This is a genomic window from uncultured Piscinibacter sp., from assembly GCF_937952055.1.
Taxonomy (GTDB): domain Bacteria; phylum Pseudomonadota; class Gammaproteobacteria; order Burkholderiales; family Burkholderiaceae_C; genus Piscinibacter.
Window position 1 is genome coordinate 106,910 of sequence record NZ_CALFYO010000002.1, and the last position, 19,773, is coordinate 126,682.

The 19,773-nt window shown below is 66.5% G+C and carries 14 protein-coding genes and 1 pseudogene; 1 reads left to right on the top strand and 14 read right to left on the bottom strand.

Annotated elements, in window-relative coordinates:
- Positions 1–163 precede the first annotated feature (163 nt).
- From Q0599_RS00675 to Q0599_RS00685, 3 genes and pseudogenes are all read right to left on the bottom strand, one after another.
- Positions 164–916: pseudogene (locus Q0599_RS00675) on the bottom strand (aldehyde dehydrogenase family protein); the annotation flags it as partial.
- A 203-nt stretch (positions 917–1,119) separates the two neighbouring features.
- The gene (locus Q0599_RS00680) at positions 1,120–1,260 is read right to left on the bottom strand and encodes a hypothetical protein (RefSeq protein ID WP_298824257.1); all 141 of its coding nucleotides are present in this window, start codon (positions 1,258–1,260) and stop codon (positions 1,120–1,122) included.
- 44 nt (positions 1,261–1,304) lie between these two features.
- Complete coding sequence (locus tag Q0599_RS00685) at positions 1,305–1,988, bottom strand: hypothetical protein (RefSeq protein ID WP_298824259.1); 684 nt, start codon at positions 1,986–1,988, stop codon at positions 1,305–1,307.
- A 58-nt stretch (positions 1,989–2,046) separates the two neighbouring features.
- Between Q0599_RS00685 and Q0599_RS00690 the strand changes: the two genes are divergently transcribed.
- Entirely contained in the window at positions 2,047–3,075 is a 1,029-nt protein-coding gene (locus Q0599_RS00690; protein ID WP_298824261.1) for an AraC family transcriptional regulator, read from the top strand.
- 246 nt (positions 3,076–3,321) lie between these two features.
- Here the strand turns inward: Q0599_RS00690 and Q0599_RS00695 are convergent, their stop codons facing one another.
- The 11 genes from Q0599_RS00695 to Q0599_RS00745 all read right to left on the bottom strand — a co-directional run bounded on the left by Q0599_RS00695 (position 3,322) and on the right by Q0599_RS00745 (position 19,770).
- Complete coding sequence (locus Q0599_RS00695) at positions 3,322–5,832, bottom strand: DNA repair protein (RefSeq protein WP_298824263.1); 2,511 nt, start codon at positions 5,830–5,832, stop codon at positions 3,322–3,324.
- A gap of 83 nt (positions 5,833–5,915) precedes the next feature.
- A complete protein-coding gene (locus Q0599_RS00700) occupies positions 5,916–7,244 on the bottom strand; it encodes a metallophosphatase family protein (protein ID WP_298824265.1) in 1,329 nt (442 codons plus the stop codon).
- Between the two features lie 125 nt (positions 7,245–7,369).
- Entirely contained in the window at positions 7,370–8,830 is a 1,461-nt protein-coding gene (locus tag Q0599_RS00705) for a hypothetical protein (protein ID WP_298824267.1), read from the bottom strand.
- A 35-nt stretch (positions 8,831–8,865) separates the two neighbouring features.
- The gene (gene dinG / locus Q0599_RS00710; RefSeq protein ID WP_298824269.1) at positions 8,866–11,031 is read right to left on the bottom strand and encodes an ATP-dependent DNA helicase DinG; all 2,166 of its coding nucleotides are present in this window, start codon (positions 11,029–11,031) and stop codon (positions 8,866–8,868) included.
- A 165-nt stretch (positions 11,032–11,196) separates the two neighbouring features.
- Positions 11,197–12,468, bottom strand: a complete 1,272-nt coding sequence (locus tag Q0599_RS00715; protein ID WP_298824270.1) for a DUF1173 family protein — start codon at positions 12,466–12,468, stop codon at positions 11,197–11,199.
- A gap of 35 nt (positions 12,469–12,503) precedes the next feature.
- Complete coding sequence (locus Q0599_RS00720) at positions 12,504–13,391, bottom strand: hypothetical protein (RefSeq protein WP_298824272.1); 888 nt, start codon at positions 13,389–13,391, stop codon at positions 12,504–12,506.
- A gap of 409 nt (positions 13,392–13,800) precedes the next feature.
- The gene (locus Q0599_RS00725; protein ID WP_298824274.1) at positions 13,801–14,811 is read right to left on the bottom strand and encodes a ThiF family adenylyltransferase; all 1,011 of its coding nucleotides are present in this window, start codon (positions 14,809–14,811) and stop codon (positions 13,801–13,803) included.
- Complete coding sequence (locus Q0599_RS00730; protein ID WP_298824276.1) at positions 14,724–15,233, bottom strand: hypothetical protein; 510 nt, start codon at positions 15,231–15,233, stop codon at positions 14,724–14,726. The genes Q0599_RS00725 and Q0599_RS00730 overlap by 88 nt, the downstream gene beginning before the upstream one ends.
- The gene (locus tag Q0599_RS00735; protein WP_298824278.1) at positions 15,230–15,565 is read right to left on the bottom strand and encodes a hypothetical protein; all 336 of its coding nucleotides are present in this window, start codon (positions 15,563–15,565) and stop codon (positions 15,230–15,232) included. Before Q0599_RS00735 ends, Q0599_RS00730 begins: the two co-directional genes overlap by 4 nt.
- A complete protein-coding gene (locus Q0599_RS00740; protein WP_298824279.1) occupies positions 15,562–16,242 on the bottom strand; it encodes a multiubiquitin domain-containing protein in 681 nt (226 codons plus the stop codon). Before Q0599_RS00740 ends, Q0599_RS00735 begins: the two co-directional genes overlap by 4 nt.
- 99 nt (positions 16,243–16,341) lie before the next feature.
- Positions 16,342–19,770 (bottom strand): UvrD-helicase domain-containing protein, encoded by a 3,429-nt coding sequence (locus Q0599_RS00745; RefSeq protein WP_298824281.1) that lies wholly within the window; start codon positions 19,768–19,770, stop codon positions 16,342–16,344.
- Positions 19,771–19,773: the final 3 nt, after the last annotated feature.

Consider the following 19,773-nt stretch of genomic DNA (forward strand, 5'->3'; position numbering starts at 1 on the left):
CCGCGAGTGCAGCCAGCGATCGACTGCCCCTGATGAGCAAGTCCCTGCGGCCACTTTCGCCGAGGTACGGTGAGGGATCGTCCTCAGAAGTCATGTTGCCTCCGGGCCTGCAGGTGGTTGGCTTCCGTCCGGGTTGCCATTGCGTTGCGGGGGCCGTCCACGGTCAACCGAAGGTCGGCATCGCGAACTGCGCCGACGAGGTGCCGGTCGGCCAACGCTGCATGACGCTCTTTTGCTTGGTGTAGAAGCGCAGCCCTTCCTCACCGTAGATGTGCATATCACCGAAGAGGGAGCTCTTCCAGCCGCCAAAACTCGTCCATGCCATCGGGACGGGCACAGGAACGTTGATGCCGACCATCCCGGCCTCCACCTCATCGGAGAAGCGTTGAGCCGTGGCCCCGTCCCGAGTGAAGCAAACCGCTCCGTTGCCGAATTCGTTCCTGTTGATCAGGCCGATGGCTTCATCCAGGGTGGAGACCCGCACACAGCACAGCACCGGCCCGAAGATCTCTTCTTGATAGATCGTCATCTCAGGTGTCACGCGATCGAAGAGCGTTCCCCCCAGGTAGTGCCCACGGCCACACCCAGACATCACGTGGGTTCTTCCGTCCACGACGCACATGGCGCCTTCTTGAATGCCGCTTGAGATGCAGTTGGAGATCCGTCGCCTCGCGTCGGCCGTGATCAGGGGTCCCATCTCGGTACCCGCAACGCCGCCGGGACCCAGTCGCAAAGCTCGGATCCGATCCGCCAGTGCCGGGACGAGCCGATCCCCGGTCGCTCCGACGAGCACTGCCACGCTCACGGCCATGCATCGCTCCCCAGCCGAGCCGAACGCGGCGCCCATCAGACCGTCGATTGCTGACTCCATGTCGGCGTCGGGCATGACCACGAGGTGGTTCTTCGCTCCACCCAGAACACACGAATCAGGCTCGAGGTCATACAAAGACTCCTTGATGGTTGACAGCAATCTTGTGGAAGCCACCGCAAGGGGTGGCTGTTGCACTATCGGCCCCGCCCTGACGGCGATTCAGTCAAACATCAAGCTCTGAATTTGCGTGTTCTCGAAAGCCAAACAGCCTGTTCGCCGCGCTCAAACAGCGACCCGCTGGCTGCGGCTTAGAAGCCGAGTGCTTCGCCAATCACGTCACGCACGATGTTCAGAACGAACATCTGGTTGAAGCCGTGCCAGCGCCCGTACTTCTCTCGCATCGGGTAGTACACGGCATCGAAGTAGCTGCCAACTTGGTTGTCTCGCACGCCCACGGATCCGGCTCCACGGATCTCCGTTCCTTCAGCCCGCGTCAAGCAGTCATCGGTTGCAGCGCAGACGCCTGGGCGCGACGCAGCTTGGCGATCGAGAAGAGATGGAACCAGAGCCACAGCGGCGCAGGAAGGAACACCGCGTACATCATGGGGTGGTGAGGCCCGATTTGAGGCAGCAGCACCAGCGCCAAGGTCGAGGCGACGACGAGGATGTCGGCCAGGCCGAAGAGGTTGGCGAACCACGCACGGCGCGCGCCGTCAGCGCCTGCGGCCACCGCGTAGGCACCGATGAGGCCGAAGAACCCGGCACTGATGTGCGTGATGCCGTCGATGATGCCGAACGCCTGGGGAAGGTCGCCCGTCGATGCCTGGACCAGGAAGCCAGCTCCGAAAAACACGCGCACGCCTTGCAGCAGGAGGAGCTGGTCGTTGCCCAACCCATTGACGAGTGCGCGGACAGGTTTGATCGCCAGGAGCAAGAGCCCAACAAGACCGACCCCGGCGAAGATGACCATGAGGAACGCCAAGCCCGAGATGTCTTGTGGGAAGAGGCTTCGTGTCGACAGCCCCAGGTGGAGGATCGTCAGCCAGGCGGCGAATGCCGCGAGCAACGCTGGAAGCATTCGTCCGAGCGAGGTTCGCAGCGACACGACCCATAGCGAGAAAACGATCATCAGTGTGTCGAGGCCGATCATGGTCAGGACCGAAGCGGTAATGGACATGGTGCGAAGCGGTGGTTAAGATGGATTCGCAGGTTATGCACCGCAACCAGTTGTCTCAATGACTGAATCAACCGTTTCGTTTGCCAAAGCTACTGCGAGCGCTGCAGTAAGTGGCGCATTTGACGATGCCCTCAGGGCGTTGAGCATCGCCGGCAGCTTGCTGTTGAGAGAGCGGTACGTCGCGCCTTGGGCGGTCACCGTCCCCTCGTCCACGGAGCTGTGCAAGGTCCTGGGGCTGCCGCCCCGTACGCGCGCTGTTGCCTTCCACATGGTCGAGTACGGTCGCTGCGACGTGACCACTGGGGGCGAAGAGCGCGTCTCGCTGTCGGCTGGCGAAATGGCCATCTGCTTCGGTGGCGAGGCTCACCAGATCGGCATCGGCGAGCGATCCATGCCCATGCGGATCGCCGATCTGCTGTGGGGTGCAACGAACACCCGCCAACCCGAGGCCACGGGCCGCTCGGCAGACGCGGCGCTGACTTGCGGGGTGTTCTTGCTTCACAACGCCCAGTTCAACCCACTCATCGAAGCATTGCCCTCGGTGGTGATGACCTCGCTGACACGCTCGGGGGAACTGCACAACTTCTCCGGTGTTGCACGACTGCTGCACCACGAACTGGACCGGCCAACCGGCGGGAGCGCTTACGTGATCGAGCGACTGTTGGAGGTCTTGTGTGCCGAGGCGCTTCGCGCCCACACGGAGTCCTCGCAGGGCGGCGAGCATGGTTGGTTCCGCGGCATCCGAGACCCGGTTGTTGGCCGGGTTCTGGCGGGCATACATGCCAGGCCCGGTGAGAGCTGGACTGTCGACCGCATGGCTGCTGAGGTCGCTATCTCGCCATCCCGATTTGCCGCTCGGTTCAGCGAGTCGGTGGGAACCAGTCCCATGGGCTACCTGGCCCGCTGGCGGATGAACATCGCTTGTCGCCGCCTAAGTTCAACTCAGGATCCTGTGGAGAGGATCGCCCAGGAAGTGGGCTACGAAAGCCCTGCCGCGTTCAACAGGGCATTCAAGAAGCACCTTGGTCTTCCACCGGCGACCTGGCGACAACATGCCACACGACAGAAGGTGACTCAGCCCGGATGAATACTAGCCGCGAGTCATTTGACGCCGCCGCTTTGGCTGTAGGCCTGCCGAAAGCGTGCGTTCGCTGAACTCCGCTTTTGGCCGAGTCGACCCGACCCCAGAAGAGCAGACGCGATGCCCGAAAGCAGCCTTCCAAGGCCTCGCCGGCGGCCGAACTGGGAGACCGAGGTGACCGGCCGCTGATGGCCGTCCAGCGCCGATCGATGGGACCAAGCGAAAGGCAGCTTCGCTGCGACTACGCGACGTTCACAGGGCACACAGTCTAGCGATCGCCTCCGAACCCTGCGGGGCCATGCTTTCCAGGTCGATGATTCGATCGGCCATTCCGGTCAGCTCCGGGGTCTGGCTCACGAAGAACTCGCACGCGTAGCCGCCGAGGCGCAGCACCTCGCGTTTCATGGCCATGAACATGCGCTTGTGCTCCGGGTCTAGCGGCCCGTCCGCCTCGTCGCTGAACAGCGTGCCGATCCGGCGCCCGGTGTTGCCAGACAAGTAGAGCGCGATCGCCCGCGTTAGGCACTCGTTGATCCATACCCGCTCGCCACCGCTGACCAGCTTCAAGCTCTTCGACTCGTCTCGCGACCCGTCGTGCACGATGATGTCGAAGTCCTCGCGAAGCTCGCCCTTCCCGTTGGTCGACTGCGTGATCACCTGCAGCGTGAATCGCGGCCCGTAGCAGGCCAACAGCAGTTCGTTCGCCAGCGCGGAGAACGTCGGCCCCGCATCGTCGATGTCCAGCGCGATCACTCCCTCGTTGCTGAGGCACTTGGCGAGCAGCGACCAGGTGGCCAGCTCATCCTCGACACGCTTGGCGGCACGGATCGCCGCCCCTTCCTTGGCCGCGATGTCAGTCAGTTGTTCGCCCAGCGCCTTCGCGCGCTCGTCACGCTGCCGGGCGCGAGACTCGGCGGCCTCCGCTGCTGCCGCGGCCTGCGTCGCAGCCTCGACCTCCTGCCTCGCTGTGTTCAGCCCTGCAGCATCCAGCGGCGGGGGAAGCAGAGCGACCTGTTCGGCGGTGCGGGTCAGTGCCTCGTCGCGCACCACGGCAATGCGGCTGAGCTCGTTCTGGACTCGCGTCCGAGCTGCAGCCATGTCGGCACGTTCGGCACGCTCGTCCTCCGTCTCAGACGCGGCCTGCTCAGGCAGCGTGGCCAGTTCCGCAGTGTGTCCATCGATCGTCTGTGCCGCACGGGTCACCTCGTCCCGGCGCGCGCACAGCAGCTCGATGTCGCGCAGGCGCTGTTCGGCGGTCTCGAGCATCTGCTCGGCCTGGTTGCGCAGTTGCGCTTCAGCGGGCAGCGCGCGCACCGCCGTCTCGGTGTCGGCGATCTCCTGCAGGGCTACCCGCTTCTTCTCGGCCAGACCAGTGAGCGCCGCGTCCGCCGATGGCAACAGCGCCTTCGCCTCGCGCGCGTCACCGAGCAACTGGCACTGCCCCTGGATGTCCATGCCTGCACACGGCACATGAGAGGTCAGGCCGAAGCGCCGCTGCAGGTCCGCTTGCCGCAACGCGATCTGCCCGGCCTCGCGGTCGATCGACTCGACCTCGCGTCGCCGCGCCACAAGATTCGCCTTGGCCTGCTCCAGCACCTCGACGCGTGCCTGCCGCCGGCCCACGATGGCCTGGCACCGGGCCACGACACGCCGCGCAAAGTCCCGGCGCGCTGCCGCGCGCTCGACGCTCTCGCGCAGTTGGGCCACCGTAGTCAGCACCGCGATGTCTTTCACCAATTGCGCCCGCCGCCGACCGTGCGCCTGGCACCGCTCGACGATCCGCTGCTGGAGGCTCGCTTCGCGCTGCTGCAAGCGCGGCAACTCCTGGGACAGCCGCTGGGCCGCCGCATCGTGCTCCTCCTTCGCCCGCCGGGATTCGTCGGCGAGCGCCCGGCGGCGAGCCTCAGTCTCGGCGGCGCCAGTGTGCTCGGCGGTGACCGTGGCCAGCTTCTGGCGCGCAGCGTCCAACCTCGCGGCTGTCGCAGTTCGTTCGGCCGTTGCCGCAAGCAACGCCTGTGACGCACCGTCGAGCTCTGCCAGACTGCGCCGCGCGCCTGCTGCATCGTCCTGCGCTCGCGCCAGACCCTGCCGGACCACAGCCAGGCCGGCCTTGAGCTGCTTGACAACGTCCGCCGCGAGCGCCCCTTGCTGCCGTACCTGCTCCAGCCCCAGCAGATCGGCCAGCAGCGTCTTGATTTCCGCGTTCTTGAACGCCGACAGCGGCCGCTTCCCTTGGGCAGAGAAGACCGACGTGAAGAAGGTGTCGGCCGGGCACAGGATCTCTGCGACGGCCTTCTCGTACGTCTCGACCTTGCCGTCCGACACGGTGCCGTCGCGGAGCAGCACCGGCGCCCAGCCGGGCCCGCCGTGCTCGAACAGGAAGGCCTCTGTCTTCTTCTTACCGTTTACCCGCAGCACCAGCTGGCTCTTGTAGCGCTTGCCGCCGTGCCGCCAGACCAGTTCCTTGGTGCTCTCGGGAAGGAAGACATGGTCGTAGTAGGAGAACGCGCCCAGGCCATCTGCACCGGCCCGCGACGGCATCACGAGATAGGGGTGCAGGTTGTCCATCACCGTGGTCTTCCCGCGCCCGTTGCTGCCCGCAATGGCCACCAGTTGCGCGTCACCGACCAGCGCCTCGAGATCGAGCGTGATCGTGTTCCGACCGAGACCGCTGCGGATCCCCTTGAAACCAGTGAGCGTCAGCGACAGCGGTTGGTAGCCGTCGCGGAACACCGCGTCCGCTTGCTTCGCTTGATCGTCCATCTTCTTGCTCCTTGCACGGCCGCCCATCGACCCGCTTCGAACGAGTCTCCGGCCGTTGCCGCTTCCTTCAAGACCTGTCCGCTTCAGAACAGCTCCATCGCCTCGGCTTCGCGCAGGGCTTCCGCCACACGCCCGTCCCCGGACGGCGACGGCGGCGCCGTATCATCGAGGGCCGTCTCGGTAGTCAGTCCGATTTCCTCGCCGCCGGCCAGGATCGCATTCGCGATCTGGGCGGGTTCGCGGTGGGCCAGGGCCTCGAGGCGCTCGATGAGCGGACCGTCCATGCTGCCGGTGGCGCGTGCCCACACCCTCACCTTCTCCTGCAGTGACGACGCGCGCGAGATCCCTGCCGCCCTGCTGCGCACGACGGGAACGACCCGCCCTTCGAGCTGGACGTCAGCGGCGTCGCCCAGGGCCCGCTTGATGGCGTCACGGTCCACGCTGCCTCGTTCCTCTTCACCCACCTGCCACCGCACCCGAACGTAGGCGCCGGCCACATTCACTTCACGAACCGCCGCGGCGATCTGCTCGGCATCCGGCACCCCCTCGAACACCAGGTCCAGAGTGCGCCGCGCTGGCGTCTCGACCAACTGGAATCGGGCCGCCGCCGCCTCGACCTCCCACAGCAGAAAGCCCTTGGCATCGATCTCCCCGTGGTGGAAGCGGCCGATCGAGCCCGCATAGGCGATCAGTCGCCCGCCGTCGTCCCAGCTCTGATGCTTGTGGATGTGCCCGAGCATGAAGGCCTGGGTACCTGCGGAGAACAGGCTCGTGGTGGTGAACTCGTGGTCGAAGCCCGCCATCGGCACGCCGTGCTCCGTCACGCAGCCGGTGACCGTGCCATGCGCTACGCCGATCGTCGGCACCTGCGCTGCCCGTGCGGCTCGGTTGATCGACCCGTACCCGGCCAGCAGCGCGGCCAGTTCCTGACCGACCGCTTCCGCAGCCTCAGTCGCGCCGACCGTGGCCGCCACGACCGCCTTGTTGACCGTCGGGACGCAGGTGAAGATGACCCGCGCTCCGGCGGGGACCGCATCGAAGCGCCAGGCCTGCGAGGGCACCCAGCGGCCCTCCTCCATCAGCGCGACCTGGCCGAGGCGATCCGCCACGAACACCGGGTGCCGGCCGCCGAGCAGCGGAAAGATCGCCAGGGTGCCGGGAGGCTCGTGAGAGAACGTCCCCTGCAGCATCAGCACCGGGCAGTGGTCGGCGAGACGCCGAACCTCGCGCGCGAGGCGCTCGACCGCCGGGCTGTGCACGTCGAGGGCATGGTCTGTCGCGTCGCCCGAGATCACGGCCGCATCCACGCCGTGCCTGATCGCCTGGTCCACCGCGAAGCCGAAGCATCGGCCCGCCTCGTCGAGGTTCTTCCCGCTGAAATGCAGGTCCGAGAACTGCGCCACCTTGATCATGAGAGTTCCTTCCGTCGGTTGTTCGTGAGCGTCCTGAGCACCTGCCGCCAGCATCTGCTGCGGCGCCAGACTTCAAGCGCTGGCGTGTCCAGCGATGGCGCCGCCTGGTGCGGCGCCGACCGCACTCAAGCCCAGACCTCGAGTTCGCCCTTCACCTTCTCGACGAAGCCGGCGCCGTCGTCCTGGAAGGGTGTGAGGTCCTCCAGTGCACGCTTGCGGCCACCGGCGGCCTTCTTCCAGCCTTGGCCCCAGCGCTTGGTGGCGTAGCGCTCATAGCTCTCGGCGTCGACACCAAGCGCCGCGGCGGCATCGAACAGCCACGCCACCTCCTTGGCCTCGACACCGGCGTCCGCCGCTGCCGCCCTGCCGGCCAGCGGCGCTTCGCCGCGCTTCGGCTGGGCGGAGCGGGCAGGCTCGGCCCGCGCTGGCGCCGCCGGACTGCTCGCGGTTGACGCGCCGGAAGGGCGCTGGCCGCGCTCCCCGGCTTGCTCGACCACAGGGGACGGACTCACTGCCTCGATCACGCCGTCTTCACTGACCACCTGGACGGTGCTCGTCCCGCCACCATGGCCCCGGAGGACGTTGGCCGCATCCGCAGCGCGAAGCTCCAGCGCGTCGAGGTCCTCATCGTGGCGCAGCAGTGCGGTCGGATCCACCGGCGCCTCGAGTTCAATCAGCCACTGGGCCACGCGGGTCGGCCGGCCTTCCTCGTCGATCCGCGAGACCTCCACCAGGCGCTTGCTGATGTAGAACGGCGTGCGCTGGCCGTCGAGGAAACCAGAGATGCGGCCGCCGCGCATGAAGCCGATCGTCTGGAACTTCTCGATGGCCGCCTGCATGGCGTAGAAGCTGTTCGTCGGCAGTTCGAAGGCGCTGATCGACTTGATGCCGGGGACGAAGAAGATGAACCGGCCTGACAGGTTGCACTTCTTGCCCTGGTACTCGACGCAGCTCTCGGGATCGCACAGCCCGTTGTTCTCGGCGCGCAGCGTCACCTTGCGCCCGCCGAAGATGCGCACGACGCGGCGGCCTGCGCCCGGCGCCGGCGGCTGCTCGTAGGTCTTGCAGTACCGCGTCTGCCCGTCCTCGGAGTACTCGGACCAGAAGCGCCGTTCGCTGGACGTCCAGGTCACCAACTCATGCGGCATGACGTTCTGCCAGGCATCGGCCGGGAACACCACCGGGAAGCGATACAGGCGCTGGACACCGTCGCCACGATCCTCGGCATACAGGTCCATGATCTGCCGCGCGACCTCGGGGTTCGGGAAGTCCTCGCCTCGGACGGTGAAGTAAGGGACGTTCTTCGGCGTGAGCGGGTTCTTGAGGTCGGGCAGCGCCGCGGCGAGTTCCCGCTCGATCGCGTCGAACCCCTTGCCCTGCGCCACGCCGGCGTCGTAGATCTCGCGCGCCTGGCCGGACTCGGCCGCTCGCCGGGTCAGCACCTTGATGCCGGCCCGGATGCGGCCGCCCACCGGGATGCGCTGCGCCGAGCGACCCAGCAGCGTGGGGATCGCCACCGCGCCGCCGGCGGCCGCGACCAGGACGCCGCCCTGCCCGTTCGCCTTGCTCTGTGCCATTGCGACCATTCATCTCTCCTTCGCAAGTTGGTGAATGTGGAGATTCATGGTCCCGCCGGCCTCGGCTCTTTCAAGTCCTCGGTACGGGCCGCCGTTGGGCGGCTTGCGCGACCACGCTCGATCACGATCTCGAAGTCGGGCATGCCGCGCATGAGGAGCCCACCCCAGCGCTTGGTCACGATCCGCCTGTCCAGGATCGTCGCGCGCCCTCGGTCATGGATCGTGCGAAGCAGCCGCCCCAACCCTTGTTTCAGCCGCACCGCGGCCTCCGGCACCGTGATCTCGACGAAAGGCGACCCACCGCGCGACTCGACCCACTCACGCCGCGCCTCTTCAAGCGGCGAGTCCGGCACCGAGAACGGGAGCTTGGCGATCACGACGTGCGTGCAGTACTCCCCTGGCAGGTCAACGCCTTCGGCGAAGGTGCTCAGGCCGAACAACACGGACCGATCGGCGCGGTCGACGGCGGCGCGGTGCCGCGCGAGCATCTCGCCCTTGGGCATCGACCCCTGCACCAAGGTGACCCGCCTCAGCTCCTCGGGCAACTGGGCGTAGACCTCGCGCATCTGTCGTGCCGATGTGAAGAGCACCAGCGTGCCGAGGGTCTCCACGAGGGCTGGCAGCCGGTCACTGACCTCACGCGTGTGTTGCTCCGCGGCCGTCGGCTCCGTGCGCATCGCCGGCACCACGAGCTGCGCGTTCTTGCGGAAGTCAAAGGGCGACTCAACGCGCAGGAAGGCTGGGCTGTCGAAGCAGCCGAGACCCGACTGGCGCAGGAACAGATCGAAGGTGCCGCAGGACGTCAGGGTGGCGGACATCACCACGGCACCACTGGCGCGATTCCACAGCAGCTTGCGAAGCTTGTCGCCGCCGCTGATCGGCGACGCGCAGACAAGATAGTCGTCCGGGCGACCGCCTTCGTCATGCCGCTCGATCCAGCGCGCGATCGGCGGCGCATCCTCCGGCTGCTCGGCCAGCATCAGCTGCCAGGTGTCCACCAGGTTGTCCAGCCTCACCACGTAGAAGCCCAGCACGGACAGGACCTGCGTGGCCAGCGTGCCCACACTCGGCGCCTTCTCGAGGACATGCTCCCTGAGCGAAGCGAAGGTCTTCTGCAACTCCTCGCCGGCGGCCAGGACCTGCCCACCAGCCGTCTCGCACCAGTCCGGCAACGGCCCGGACTTGAACCGGCGGGCGCGCTTCTCCTCGAAACCGTTGGTGCCTTGGATCCGGTGGTGCAGATCGCGCAGCGCTCGCTCGATGCGTTCGGCACTGGCCCGGCCGTCGCGGATCAGTTGCTCGTCGAGCCGCAGCCCGAGGACCGCATCGCGCACCGCGTTGCACGCTCCTTCCAGCCAGTCGATCGCCCCGCGCAGCGCATGCCTGGCTGAGAAGTGCTCCACCGCCTTGGCGGCCAGGCTGTGGGCCTCGTCAAACACGTAGATGGTCTCTTGGGGCGGCGGAAGGACACTCGCCCCATCCATGTCGATGGCCGACAGCACGAGGTCATGGTTGGCGATCACGAGGTCCGCCTCCTTGACCCGCTGCCGCGCGGCTTGGAACGGGCAGCGTGCGAACTCCGGGCACTTGGAACCGGCGCAGCCCTGGCGATCCGTGGTGACGCGATCCCATACCTCGTCGACCACGGGCAACGGCAGTTCGTCCCGATCCCCGCTCCATCGACCCGCGTCGAAGGAAACCAGCAACTCCCTCATCACTGCCACCCGCCGGGGTGCGTCATCGGCACCGCCGGGGCCGCGCTCGCCCGCAAGGTCGAGGCCACCTTGCCCCGCCAGCTTGCCCTCCGCCTGCAGCTTGGCCGTGCAGGCGTAGCGTCGTCGGCCCTTCGCAACGGCGAAGGTGAAGGGGATCGGCACCAAGCGCTGCAGGCTGGGTGCGTCCTTCTCCGCATACTGGTGTTGCAGCGCCACCGTCGAACTGCTCACTACCAGGCGCTTTTGCCTGGACTTCGCCATCACGAGCGCCGGCACCAGGGCGCCGAACGACTTGCCCGTGCCGGTACCGGCTTCGACGATCGCGAGGTGGTCGCCGTTGCCCGCCTGTTCGTCTTCTGCGCGGCAACGCGACAGCGTGTTGGCCACCGCCGCGATCATCTCCATCTGCGGCCGGCGCGACTTGAAGCCCGGAATGCCCTCTCGCAGCGCGTCGACGCACTGGCGGATCAGGTGCTTCTCTTCCTCGCGGACCATGAGGCCAGCCTACGGTTCAAGCGTCTGAGCTCAAGAGCCGCCCGCAAAGGCCAAGTACCAGCCGATCGCGAGTCGCGGCTGACCCCGGTGGCCTCGCGTTGCCCCCGCTACTGGCTTCGTCGGGAGCCTTTGCCGCGGGCGCTCGAGCCCCGCGACCCACCATCGCTATCCGACTTCGGGGACGCGCTGCCCTCGCGCCGCGTCAGACCCTGCAAAGGCTGTCCTGGAACCCGCACGCGGCGGCAGCGCAGGCAAGGCCTGGTCGGTGCGCCACACCCACGCGTCGTCACCCGCGGCCTGAACCGCCTTCTCCTTGGCGCTCTGTTCCTTCGGGTCAAGGAAGGCACTCACCACATGCAGCGGGAATGGCCCGCCTTCGGTGTCGAGCAGCAGTGCGTTCGGGAAACAGGCGCCGCTCTTGGCGTCGAAGCGCAGCGGCTTCAAGAAGGCACGGCCCTGCCGCTGCAGTTCCTCGGCCAGCGGCAGCTCATGGAGGCCTTCAAGCGGTATCCACTGATCCGAGACCAGGGTCATCGACAGCGAGTCCACCTGGTAGAGGTGCTCACGCTTGGCGTAAATCAGCGCGGCCATCACGACCATCGGCTTGCGCTCCAGATCGGCGTCACGGGCCTGCAGGGTGGCCGCATAGGCGCGCTCGGCGCGCTCCCAGGCCTTGTTCTCCATGTACAGCGGCACGTCCGGCATGTGCTTGACCAACAGCCTGCGCCCGTAGGCGCTTTGCTCGGCGCCGTTGAACTGCCCGATGACGATCGCCATCTTGTAGGCCACGTCGTCGCCCGGCGAGAGCAACATGGCCAGCTTGCGCCGCCGCCGCTCGCCGATCTCTTCCTTGTCGGCAACGCGGAACGGCTCGGGCACGTACAGGCGCTTGTCCAAGGTCTCACCCTTGAGCGTCACGCCGGCAGCCGCAAGCTCGAGGTACTTCTTGATCACGCCCTGCGAGCGCCTGCCCTCCATCGCCGGATACCAGCGGTTGAGCCCGGCGCGGTGGTAGAGGAAGTGCAGTACCGCTCGCAGGCTCATCCGCTTGCGCGGTGCATTCACGGCGGGAGGCTCGCCGTTCGCCTCCCCTCGCGGCATTGCCTTGCCGGAGACCCTGGAGAACGGGAAGTCGGTCCGGATTTCCACGTGATCGGGGTTGTGCTCAACGATGGCCTCGCCGACGAGTTCGCCCAGGCCCGAGAGACCCGGTTCGGGCTCGAAGGACTGGCAGGTCGGATGGTGCATGTCCCCGGTGCCCGGCATGCGCTTGACAACGTACTCGCCATGCTTGGCGATGTACATCTCCACGCCACCGCGAACGCACATGCATCGCGGACGCTCCGAGCTTTCATACACCCTCGACAACGCCTCTTGCAGGCCGGGGTCGGTCGCCAGCAGCGTGACGCCCCGGATGAAGTACTTCGCTGCGTCCATGGCAACCTCCTGGGCGTCTGCGGCCACGATCGGGCCTACACGATCTCGTGAGACACGAGGTCGAGCGGCATGGGCGGGAGCCTGAGCAGCCGTCGCACCTGGCGTGCCGACCGCAGCCCAAGCAGTTCCCGAAGCTGGGCCCTGTCCGCACCCTGGCGATCGAGCGAGAGCGCCACCTGCCTGCGGGCCTGCTGCGCCGTCATGCCAACCCATCCGGCGCGCGCGAACGCCAGGCGCAGCGTCGCCTGAAGGTACTTGGAGGTGAGCCGCGAATCGGTCGGTGAACGCCGGGTGATCAGGAACGGCCTGCCCGCCTCGGTCAGGAACAGGCGGCTCTTCGGATCGAGCCCACGGAAGCGCCCGGGTTCGCCGGTGCCCAACCGCCGACGCAGGCGCTCTTCCAGGTAGATGTCGATGCTGGCCACGGCTCGCGACGAGTTGAAGTACAGCGGTCGCGCGAAGCCGCCGGCCGCCACCTCCCCACGCAGTGTCGAGACTCGCCGCACGTTGCCGTTCTCATCCAGGTAGTCGCCCACCTCCAGCAGCGCGAGTTCCATGGTCTTGAGGCCGGTGCACAGCAGCGTGTAGATCAGCGCGATGTCCCGGTTGGCACTTCGGCAGCATGAGCGAAGGCGGCTCGCACCGGCAGCGACCTCATCCGCATCCAGCACGACCCGGCAAGGCGGCGGCGGTTCTCCTACATCGTGTGCGCGCGCGGCGGCCATGATCGTCTCCCGCTCGCGGCGGATCGCGACCAGGCTGTCCAGCCAGTCCACCCGGATCGAGCCCAGTGCACCGGCCTGCTGAAGCCTGCGCAGCAGGCCTTTGATCCGACGCTCGACCGTCGAGCGCGCGACACCCAGGTCGGCCGCCACTTCCTTGTAGCTCCGGCCGCCTTCGACCACGCTGATGAGCAGGCCCAACGAATCTAAGGGTAGGCGCCCCATGGACTGATCTCGACCTGTTGGTTGAACGTCAGGCAACGCCGTCGATGGGCGGGTTGCCGTGGCGCCAATCGTCCCGAAGATGGCGGCCGCCTTCAACCGGAAAGGCGGCTCGAAGTCCCCCCGGAATTCGGGCGCCGCGCGGGCCAAAGCGACAGATCCGCCGCTGCAGGTGCGGGGCGGACGAGTGACGGATGGGCATGCGCCGTGCGATGCCCCTTTTCGACCGCGCATCGTTGATTCATACTGACCGTGCGATGGGCATCTCTGCCTTTGCCGCTGTCACCAGCGTTCCGGCCTGGCCGGCGTTTGCGGTCGTGACCCGCACTTCAATCTGCCTGCGCCTGCAGGCCACGCGCATCCTTCATCGGCGCCTGCCGCGTTGCGCTTAAGTCCCTGGCGTGGGGCGCAGTCGGATCCCGAGCTTGCGCAGGATCCGGCGAGTTGCGCTCTGTGCGGCACCGTCAGTCGCCAAGTCCGCCGCGACTGGGGAGGACGGCTTTCGCTTCGGATCCTCTCGGATGTCGAAGCGGGCGTCGCCCGTGTCCAGCGCCGAAGTATGCGGGCAAGGCCGGTCACCCAGCATGGCCACCCGCGGGCTGCTGCGAACCGTGTTCTTGTTGCCGTCGTACTCGAGGTACGCCGACGAAACACCGCCGCGGTGCCAGGGCGTGACCAACTGCGTCAGCAGTCCGATCGCCAGAGAAGCCAAGACGCCGTTGGGCCAGACGACCTGCGGACGCGAGCCGGCGGCGCCGTAGCGCTTGGCCTCCTGCGCCAAGCCGTCCTCGGTCACGACCCCGAAGCAGCGCAGGCAGGGGCAGCCCGGCGATAAGAGCACGACTTGGCCGGCGATCAGGTATTGGCCGCCGGTATCGTGCACGTCCATGCCCATGTCGATGTACGGGATCAGGTGGCGCCGACAGAAACGATCGAGATCGTCCTTGGCCACCATCGAATCGAGCCCACCGATGATCACGTCGCAGCCCTTGAGTTCCTCGAGCGCCTGCTGCCAGGGTACGGGGCACTTCTTGACGCGAGCCGAGGGGTTCACCGCCTTGATCGTCCGGGCGGCGATGTCGACCTTCAGGCGCTTGTCTTTGGCGTCCTTGGCCGTGCCGCTGACCAGGCGGTTCAGGTTGGTGTCCTCGACGATGTCGCCATCGACCAGGACGTGCCCGCCGATGCCCAGGTGCGCCGCCTGTTGCGCGACGTGCGAGCCGCCGCCGCCCAGGCCGACGTAGCCGACCGTCAGCTCGTGCAGGATTCGGTCGCTGTCGGAGCCGAGAAAGCTTTGTCGATCGAGCCTGCTCATGCGCCCTCCCCGTAGCGGACCAGCGGCAAGCCCACCGCGACGAAGCGGTGAACGTAGACGGGCTTTTTGTTGGGCGCGACCCACACCCGACCCCGGGCCGAATCGTTGCTGAGAACGATCAGGCCATGGAGCATGGCGGGGACGACGTTGAAGAAGCTCGGCACGAAGTTCTGCGCGTCCTTGAGGTCGACGCTGCTGAACTCGGGCGTGCCGCGGCCGCCGTGGGTGTGGATGTGGAACAGCGCCGAGCGGGTCGCATAGGCGCGCTGCAGGCCCTTGCGCATGGCGCCCGAGCCGATCATCGCGCCTACGTTCGGGTTGCGGACGTAGTCCTCATCGTCGACCGGCATGTAGTCGCGCGCCGTGATCACAATCAGGTCGTCGTCCGCGCGGGCGCAGCCCGCGGTGACGAAGCCGACGCGCTCGTGGGCGAACGGATGCTTGCGGGCGAGGTCCTGGCGCGCGCGGGCAAACAGCGCAGGCGTTGCTTTGAAGGTGAATTTCACTGCAGCGCCCTCACGTGGTTGGCCAGGATTTCAGTCCAGGGCAGCGTCCCCGGCACGCCGTTGAACGAGACCACCCACCAGGTCTCGCCGGCGATAACACGGGTCGTCCAGGTGTAGCTCGCCGTGGTGGGCACCTGGCGGTCGAGGAACAGGCGGCTCGAGTAGCCGTTGTCGTGGCTGGGGTAGAGCAACGCGCGAACGACCTGCTTGTGGCCTTCCTTGCCCACGCCCAGCTCCGGGATGTAGGCGAAGTGCACGCCGCCATCGGAGCCGGCGTGGGCGGCCGGGTACAGGATCTGCAGCTTGTGCAGTTGTTCGGCCACGCTGGTCATGACGACTGGCCGCAGGGGGCGTGGGAGAAGAACTTCTGGCCGTTGTGCACGCGGATCTGCTCTCCGGGCGTGAGCTCGACGAACTCGACGCCGCGCACGATGTCCAGCACGTAGCCTGCCTCGACCTTGAAGATTTCCTTGAGCTGTTCGGTGGAATAGACACCCCGCGGGATGGACTTCTCGTGCTCGTTGTAAATGACCGTCACATCCTTGGACAGGTGGCGCACCTTGAAGTGCTCCACGCCGGCGCCCGCCAGGTTCACGCGCTCGCCGCTGGAGATGACCCGCTCGCCGCCGCCAGGCAGTTCCTGGATCACTTCGACCTCGCCGTGCACGCGCGAGAGCATGACGAGCACCTTCTCGTCGATCACCGGGCGCGGCCACTCCATCTGGCCGCCGTCCAGGACGAAGCGCTGCATGCTGTCGCTGGTCATGACCCACAGGCGCTGGTTCTCGGCGAGCGCCAGGTCGATCGCTTCATCCAGCCGGATCTCTGCGGTTTCGCCCGACGCGACCTGTTTGACGATCGCGTTGGCCTCGACGTCGTGGATGCCGAGGGCCTTCATCAGCTGACGGCCGGTGATGGCTTGGTCGTGGAGGCGGACGTCGCGTTCGTCCGCGTGTTCGTTGTAGATCTTGATCGCGAAGACGCGACCGGCCTGAGTTTGGGTTTGCATTTGATTGCCTTTCTTGGGGAGCCATCACCTGCGGGATTGCAGGCTTTCTGGCCCCCTTACTCAGTCAATCGCAGCCCAGTGCCAGACCGGAAAGGCCAGTCAGAGCTTTTCTTGTACCCACGCTCCTCCGGGCAGGTCGCCGCAGAGGAAAAAGCTCGGGCAGCGCGGGCAGCTACGCGCCTCGGGCTTGGCGGGGAACTGCCCTGCCTGCATCGCCTGAAGGAAGGCCTGCAGCTTCTCGCGCCTGGACTCCAGCTTGCGCGATGAGATTTCCATCGGCTGGATGGTTTCGCTGGTCAGGTAGGTCACCTCGACCTGCGCATGCGGCCCGTAGGCCTGGACGGCAGCGAGTTGGAGAACCGTGTACTCGATGTCATCGAAGGCGTTCGAGCGCTGCTTGCCCGTCTTGACGCGCCGCACCGTGACGCGGCCGCCGGCTCCGTGAGCGACGCCATCCGGGCTGACAAGGATCTCGCCCTCTGCCCACCCTAACGAGATCGGAGGCGCCGGCGCGGCCGCGCCACGGCTGCGGCTCTCGATGAGGAAGTCGACAAGCCGCTTGCCGATGCGACGGTAGTCTTCAGCATATCCATGCTCTGTCGCGCCCTTGGAGCGCCATGCCTCCTCGAAGCGCGCTGCCAGCTGGATGACCGTGGGACTTGTCGTCTCGTGCTCCCGCTTCAACCACTCGAACACGTCGCCCACGACGTTGTGCATCTTCATAAATGCGGTTTCGGTTCGCCGACCGCCAAGACGCAGCACGTGCGTGTACAAGAAGCGGCGTGGGCAACGCTCGAACAGGTTGACCTGGATGTCGGTCCATTGCGGACGCCCTTGCCACGTGATGGCGAGCGGCGCGCCCGTCGATGTCAAGGCGGCTTGCAACGGCACCGGGACCGGACGAACAAGGAGTTGGTCGATCGGGGCAACGAATTTGGAGGGGCTGCGCGCACGTCCATCTGCCTGCCTGGCGTAGGCATACAGCAGCAGCCTGTCGCGCGCTCGCGAAAGCGCGACGAAGAACAGGCACTCTTCTTCCTCGTCGTGGCCGGCCTTCACCGCCTCGATGCCGGTCAATCCCTCCGAGCCATGGATCAGACCGTCCGGCGGAAGACAGCGCGGTGGCACGTTGTTGCGCGGCAGGCCAGACGTCACCATGCCGGGCAAATGAACGACATCGAACTCCAGCCCCTTGCTTCCGTGGATGGTCATCAGGCGCACGGCATCGATGTTCTCGGCGCTGCGCGGCAGCTGGCTCAGTCCACGATCTTCTGAGAGCAGCACGAGGCGCCGGATGCGATCAAGCAGCCGCAGCACGGGTACGCCCTGCCCTCTTGGCTGCCCGCGACAAAAGTTCAGGAACTGCCAGATCGCCAGACCTTGCATGCGGCTTCGCGCATCGCCAGTCTGATAAAGCGTCTTCGCCAGCCCGAGACCATCGATCGTCCATCCCGTCAGCAAAGACCAGGGATTCGTCGACGTGCTCACGCCTGCAAAGAGCGTGGACAGGCGAGCAAGTGCTTCTCGACTGCCGTCTACGAGGCCGTCTACCTCTGCGTGCATCGCCGACCAAGCCATCGAAGCCGGATTCGCCGCGCGCAGGTGTTCAATTACCCGCATGACATCCTGCAAAGGCATTTGGTGCCGTGCCATGGTTGCCACACGCACCATCGCGGCCGCCCGAGGGTCGTTCACCAGCGAGAGCAAGGCCAGCAAGTCCTTGACTTCCGGCCTCTCGAACAAGCTGCCCAGGTGCAACGCGGGAATGCCCCTGGCCTCAAGACCTGCGGCAATGGCGTTCAGGCGCGCGTTGGACGCACACAGCACCGCCTGGCCACCATAGGCAATGCCGTGCTCGTGCAGCGCCGCGATCGACGCGGCAAGCGCGGAGATTTCATCGTCAGCCGACCCGGCGACGCGAAGCTCAACCCGTTCTCCCGTGGCGCCGCGGTCGGCCTGCAGGTTCAGCGGCAAAGCACCGACGGATGCCTGCATGCCGCGCGCGAACTCGGTGAAAACATCCACGATCCGTTTGTCGGAGCGGTAGTTGATGCCCAGTTGTGAGGCCTGTGCACCGGGGAAGTCGATCGCAAAGCGCGCGATGTTCGTTGCAGAGGCGCCGCGGAAGCGGTAGATGGACTGGCGTGCATCGCCAACCACCCACAGGTTGCGGCCGTCGCCGACGATGGCCTTCAGGAGCCGGACCGAGGCGCGATTGACATCTTGGTATTCATCTACCAGCACATGCTCATGGCGAGCACGCAGGGCGTCCCTTACTTCGGCGCTTCCCTCGACAAGACGGACCGGCAGCGCGACCAAGTCGCCGAAGTCCAGCAGCTGGCGCGCGGTCAACAGCCGTTCGTACGCCTCGAAGAGCGTGGCAACCTCCAGGCACTTCTGCGCACGGACCGTGGCATCCTGGTCAGTGCCCGCACGCACCGCCATGGACTGTGCGAGCGCGCGATAGCCCGCAGCATCGACAACCTCATCCTTGGCGCGTGAGATCGCGCTCAGCATGTCGCTCAAATCCAGGGCCGGATCCCAGAGATTCCGGTAGTGCTTCAGATCGAGCCGCGGAAACTCGTCCTCCAGGAGTTCAATGGCCTCCGTGCGGTCGACCAACTGTGGGTCCGGCGGCAGCGCCAGTCGGTCGTGAAACCGGCGAACGATGTCCAGGCCGAATGCGTGGAATGTGCCGATCCACATCGCTGCCGCCGCGACAGGATTGCTCGCGGCAATCCTCTCGCACAGTTCATTGGCCGCCTTGTTGGAAAAGGTGAGGACCAGGATCGTGGTGGGATCGGCGCCCTCCGCAAGCAACCCTTCGATGCGGCGAACAAGCGTCCGCGTCTTGCCGGTACCCGGCCCTGCCTGCAGCTGGAATGCCAAGCCTCGATGCGCGGCCGCCTGAGCCTGCGTGGGGTCAGGGGTGAGCGGGCCTGCCACCGCGCCGGTGCCCACTGGGTACGGCTCTTCGACCGGTGGCAGCAGCAATGCATCCAGCAACTGCTGCTGCACCACGGCGAGCGGCGCGCCGAAGCGCTTCGCGATAGCGTCGGATGCCAGCCCTTCGTCGACATGCAACTCGCGCAACACACGGCGCGGCAGCAGGAACTCGCGAGCGAAGAGGTCCATCTTCACCTCGCGTCGCTCGCGCGCCCCGTAGTCAAGGACGCGATCTACGCCGACGGGTGCATCCTCCATCGATCGGTCGGGCTCGACGTCCACCGTCACCACGTCAAGCGTGCCACCTTCCAGCACGACGTGGCCGAGTTCATGCCCGATCAAGAAGGCGCGCTCGAAGTCCGATCCGCGATCGTCGTAGAGGATGCTCCCGGCCTGGCTGTCGAACGTGGCTCTGCCTCCCTTGAGCTGCGAATCTCCTTCTTGCAGCGCGTACACATCCAAGCCGCGACCTGTGGCCTCCCGAAGCGCAAACGCCAAAGGTCGGGTCGGATCGCCGCCGGCCGCGACGTTCGCACGGTGCAGGCGTTCTGCTTCCCGGCGAGCGGCCTCGGTAGCGTCCATCGG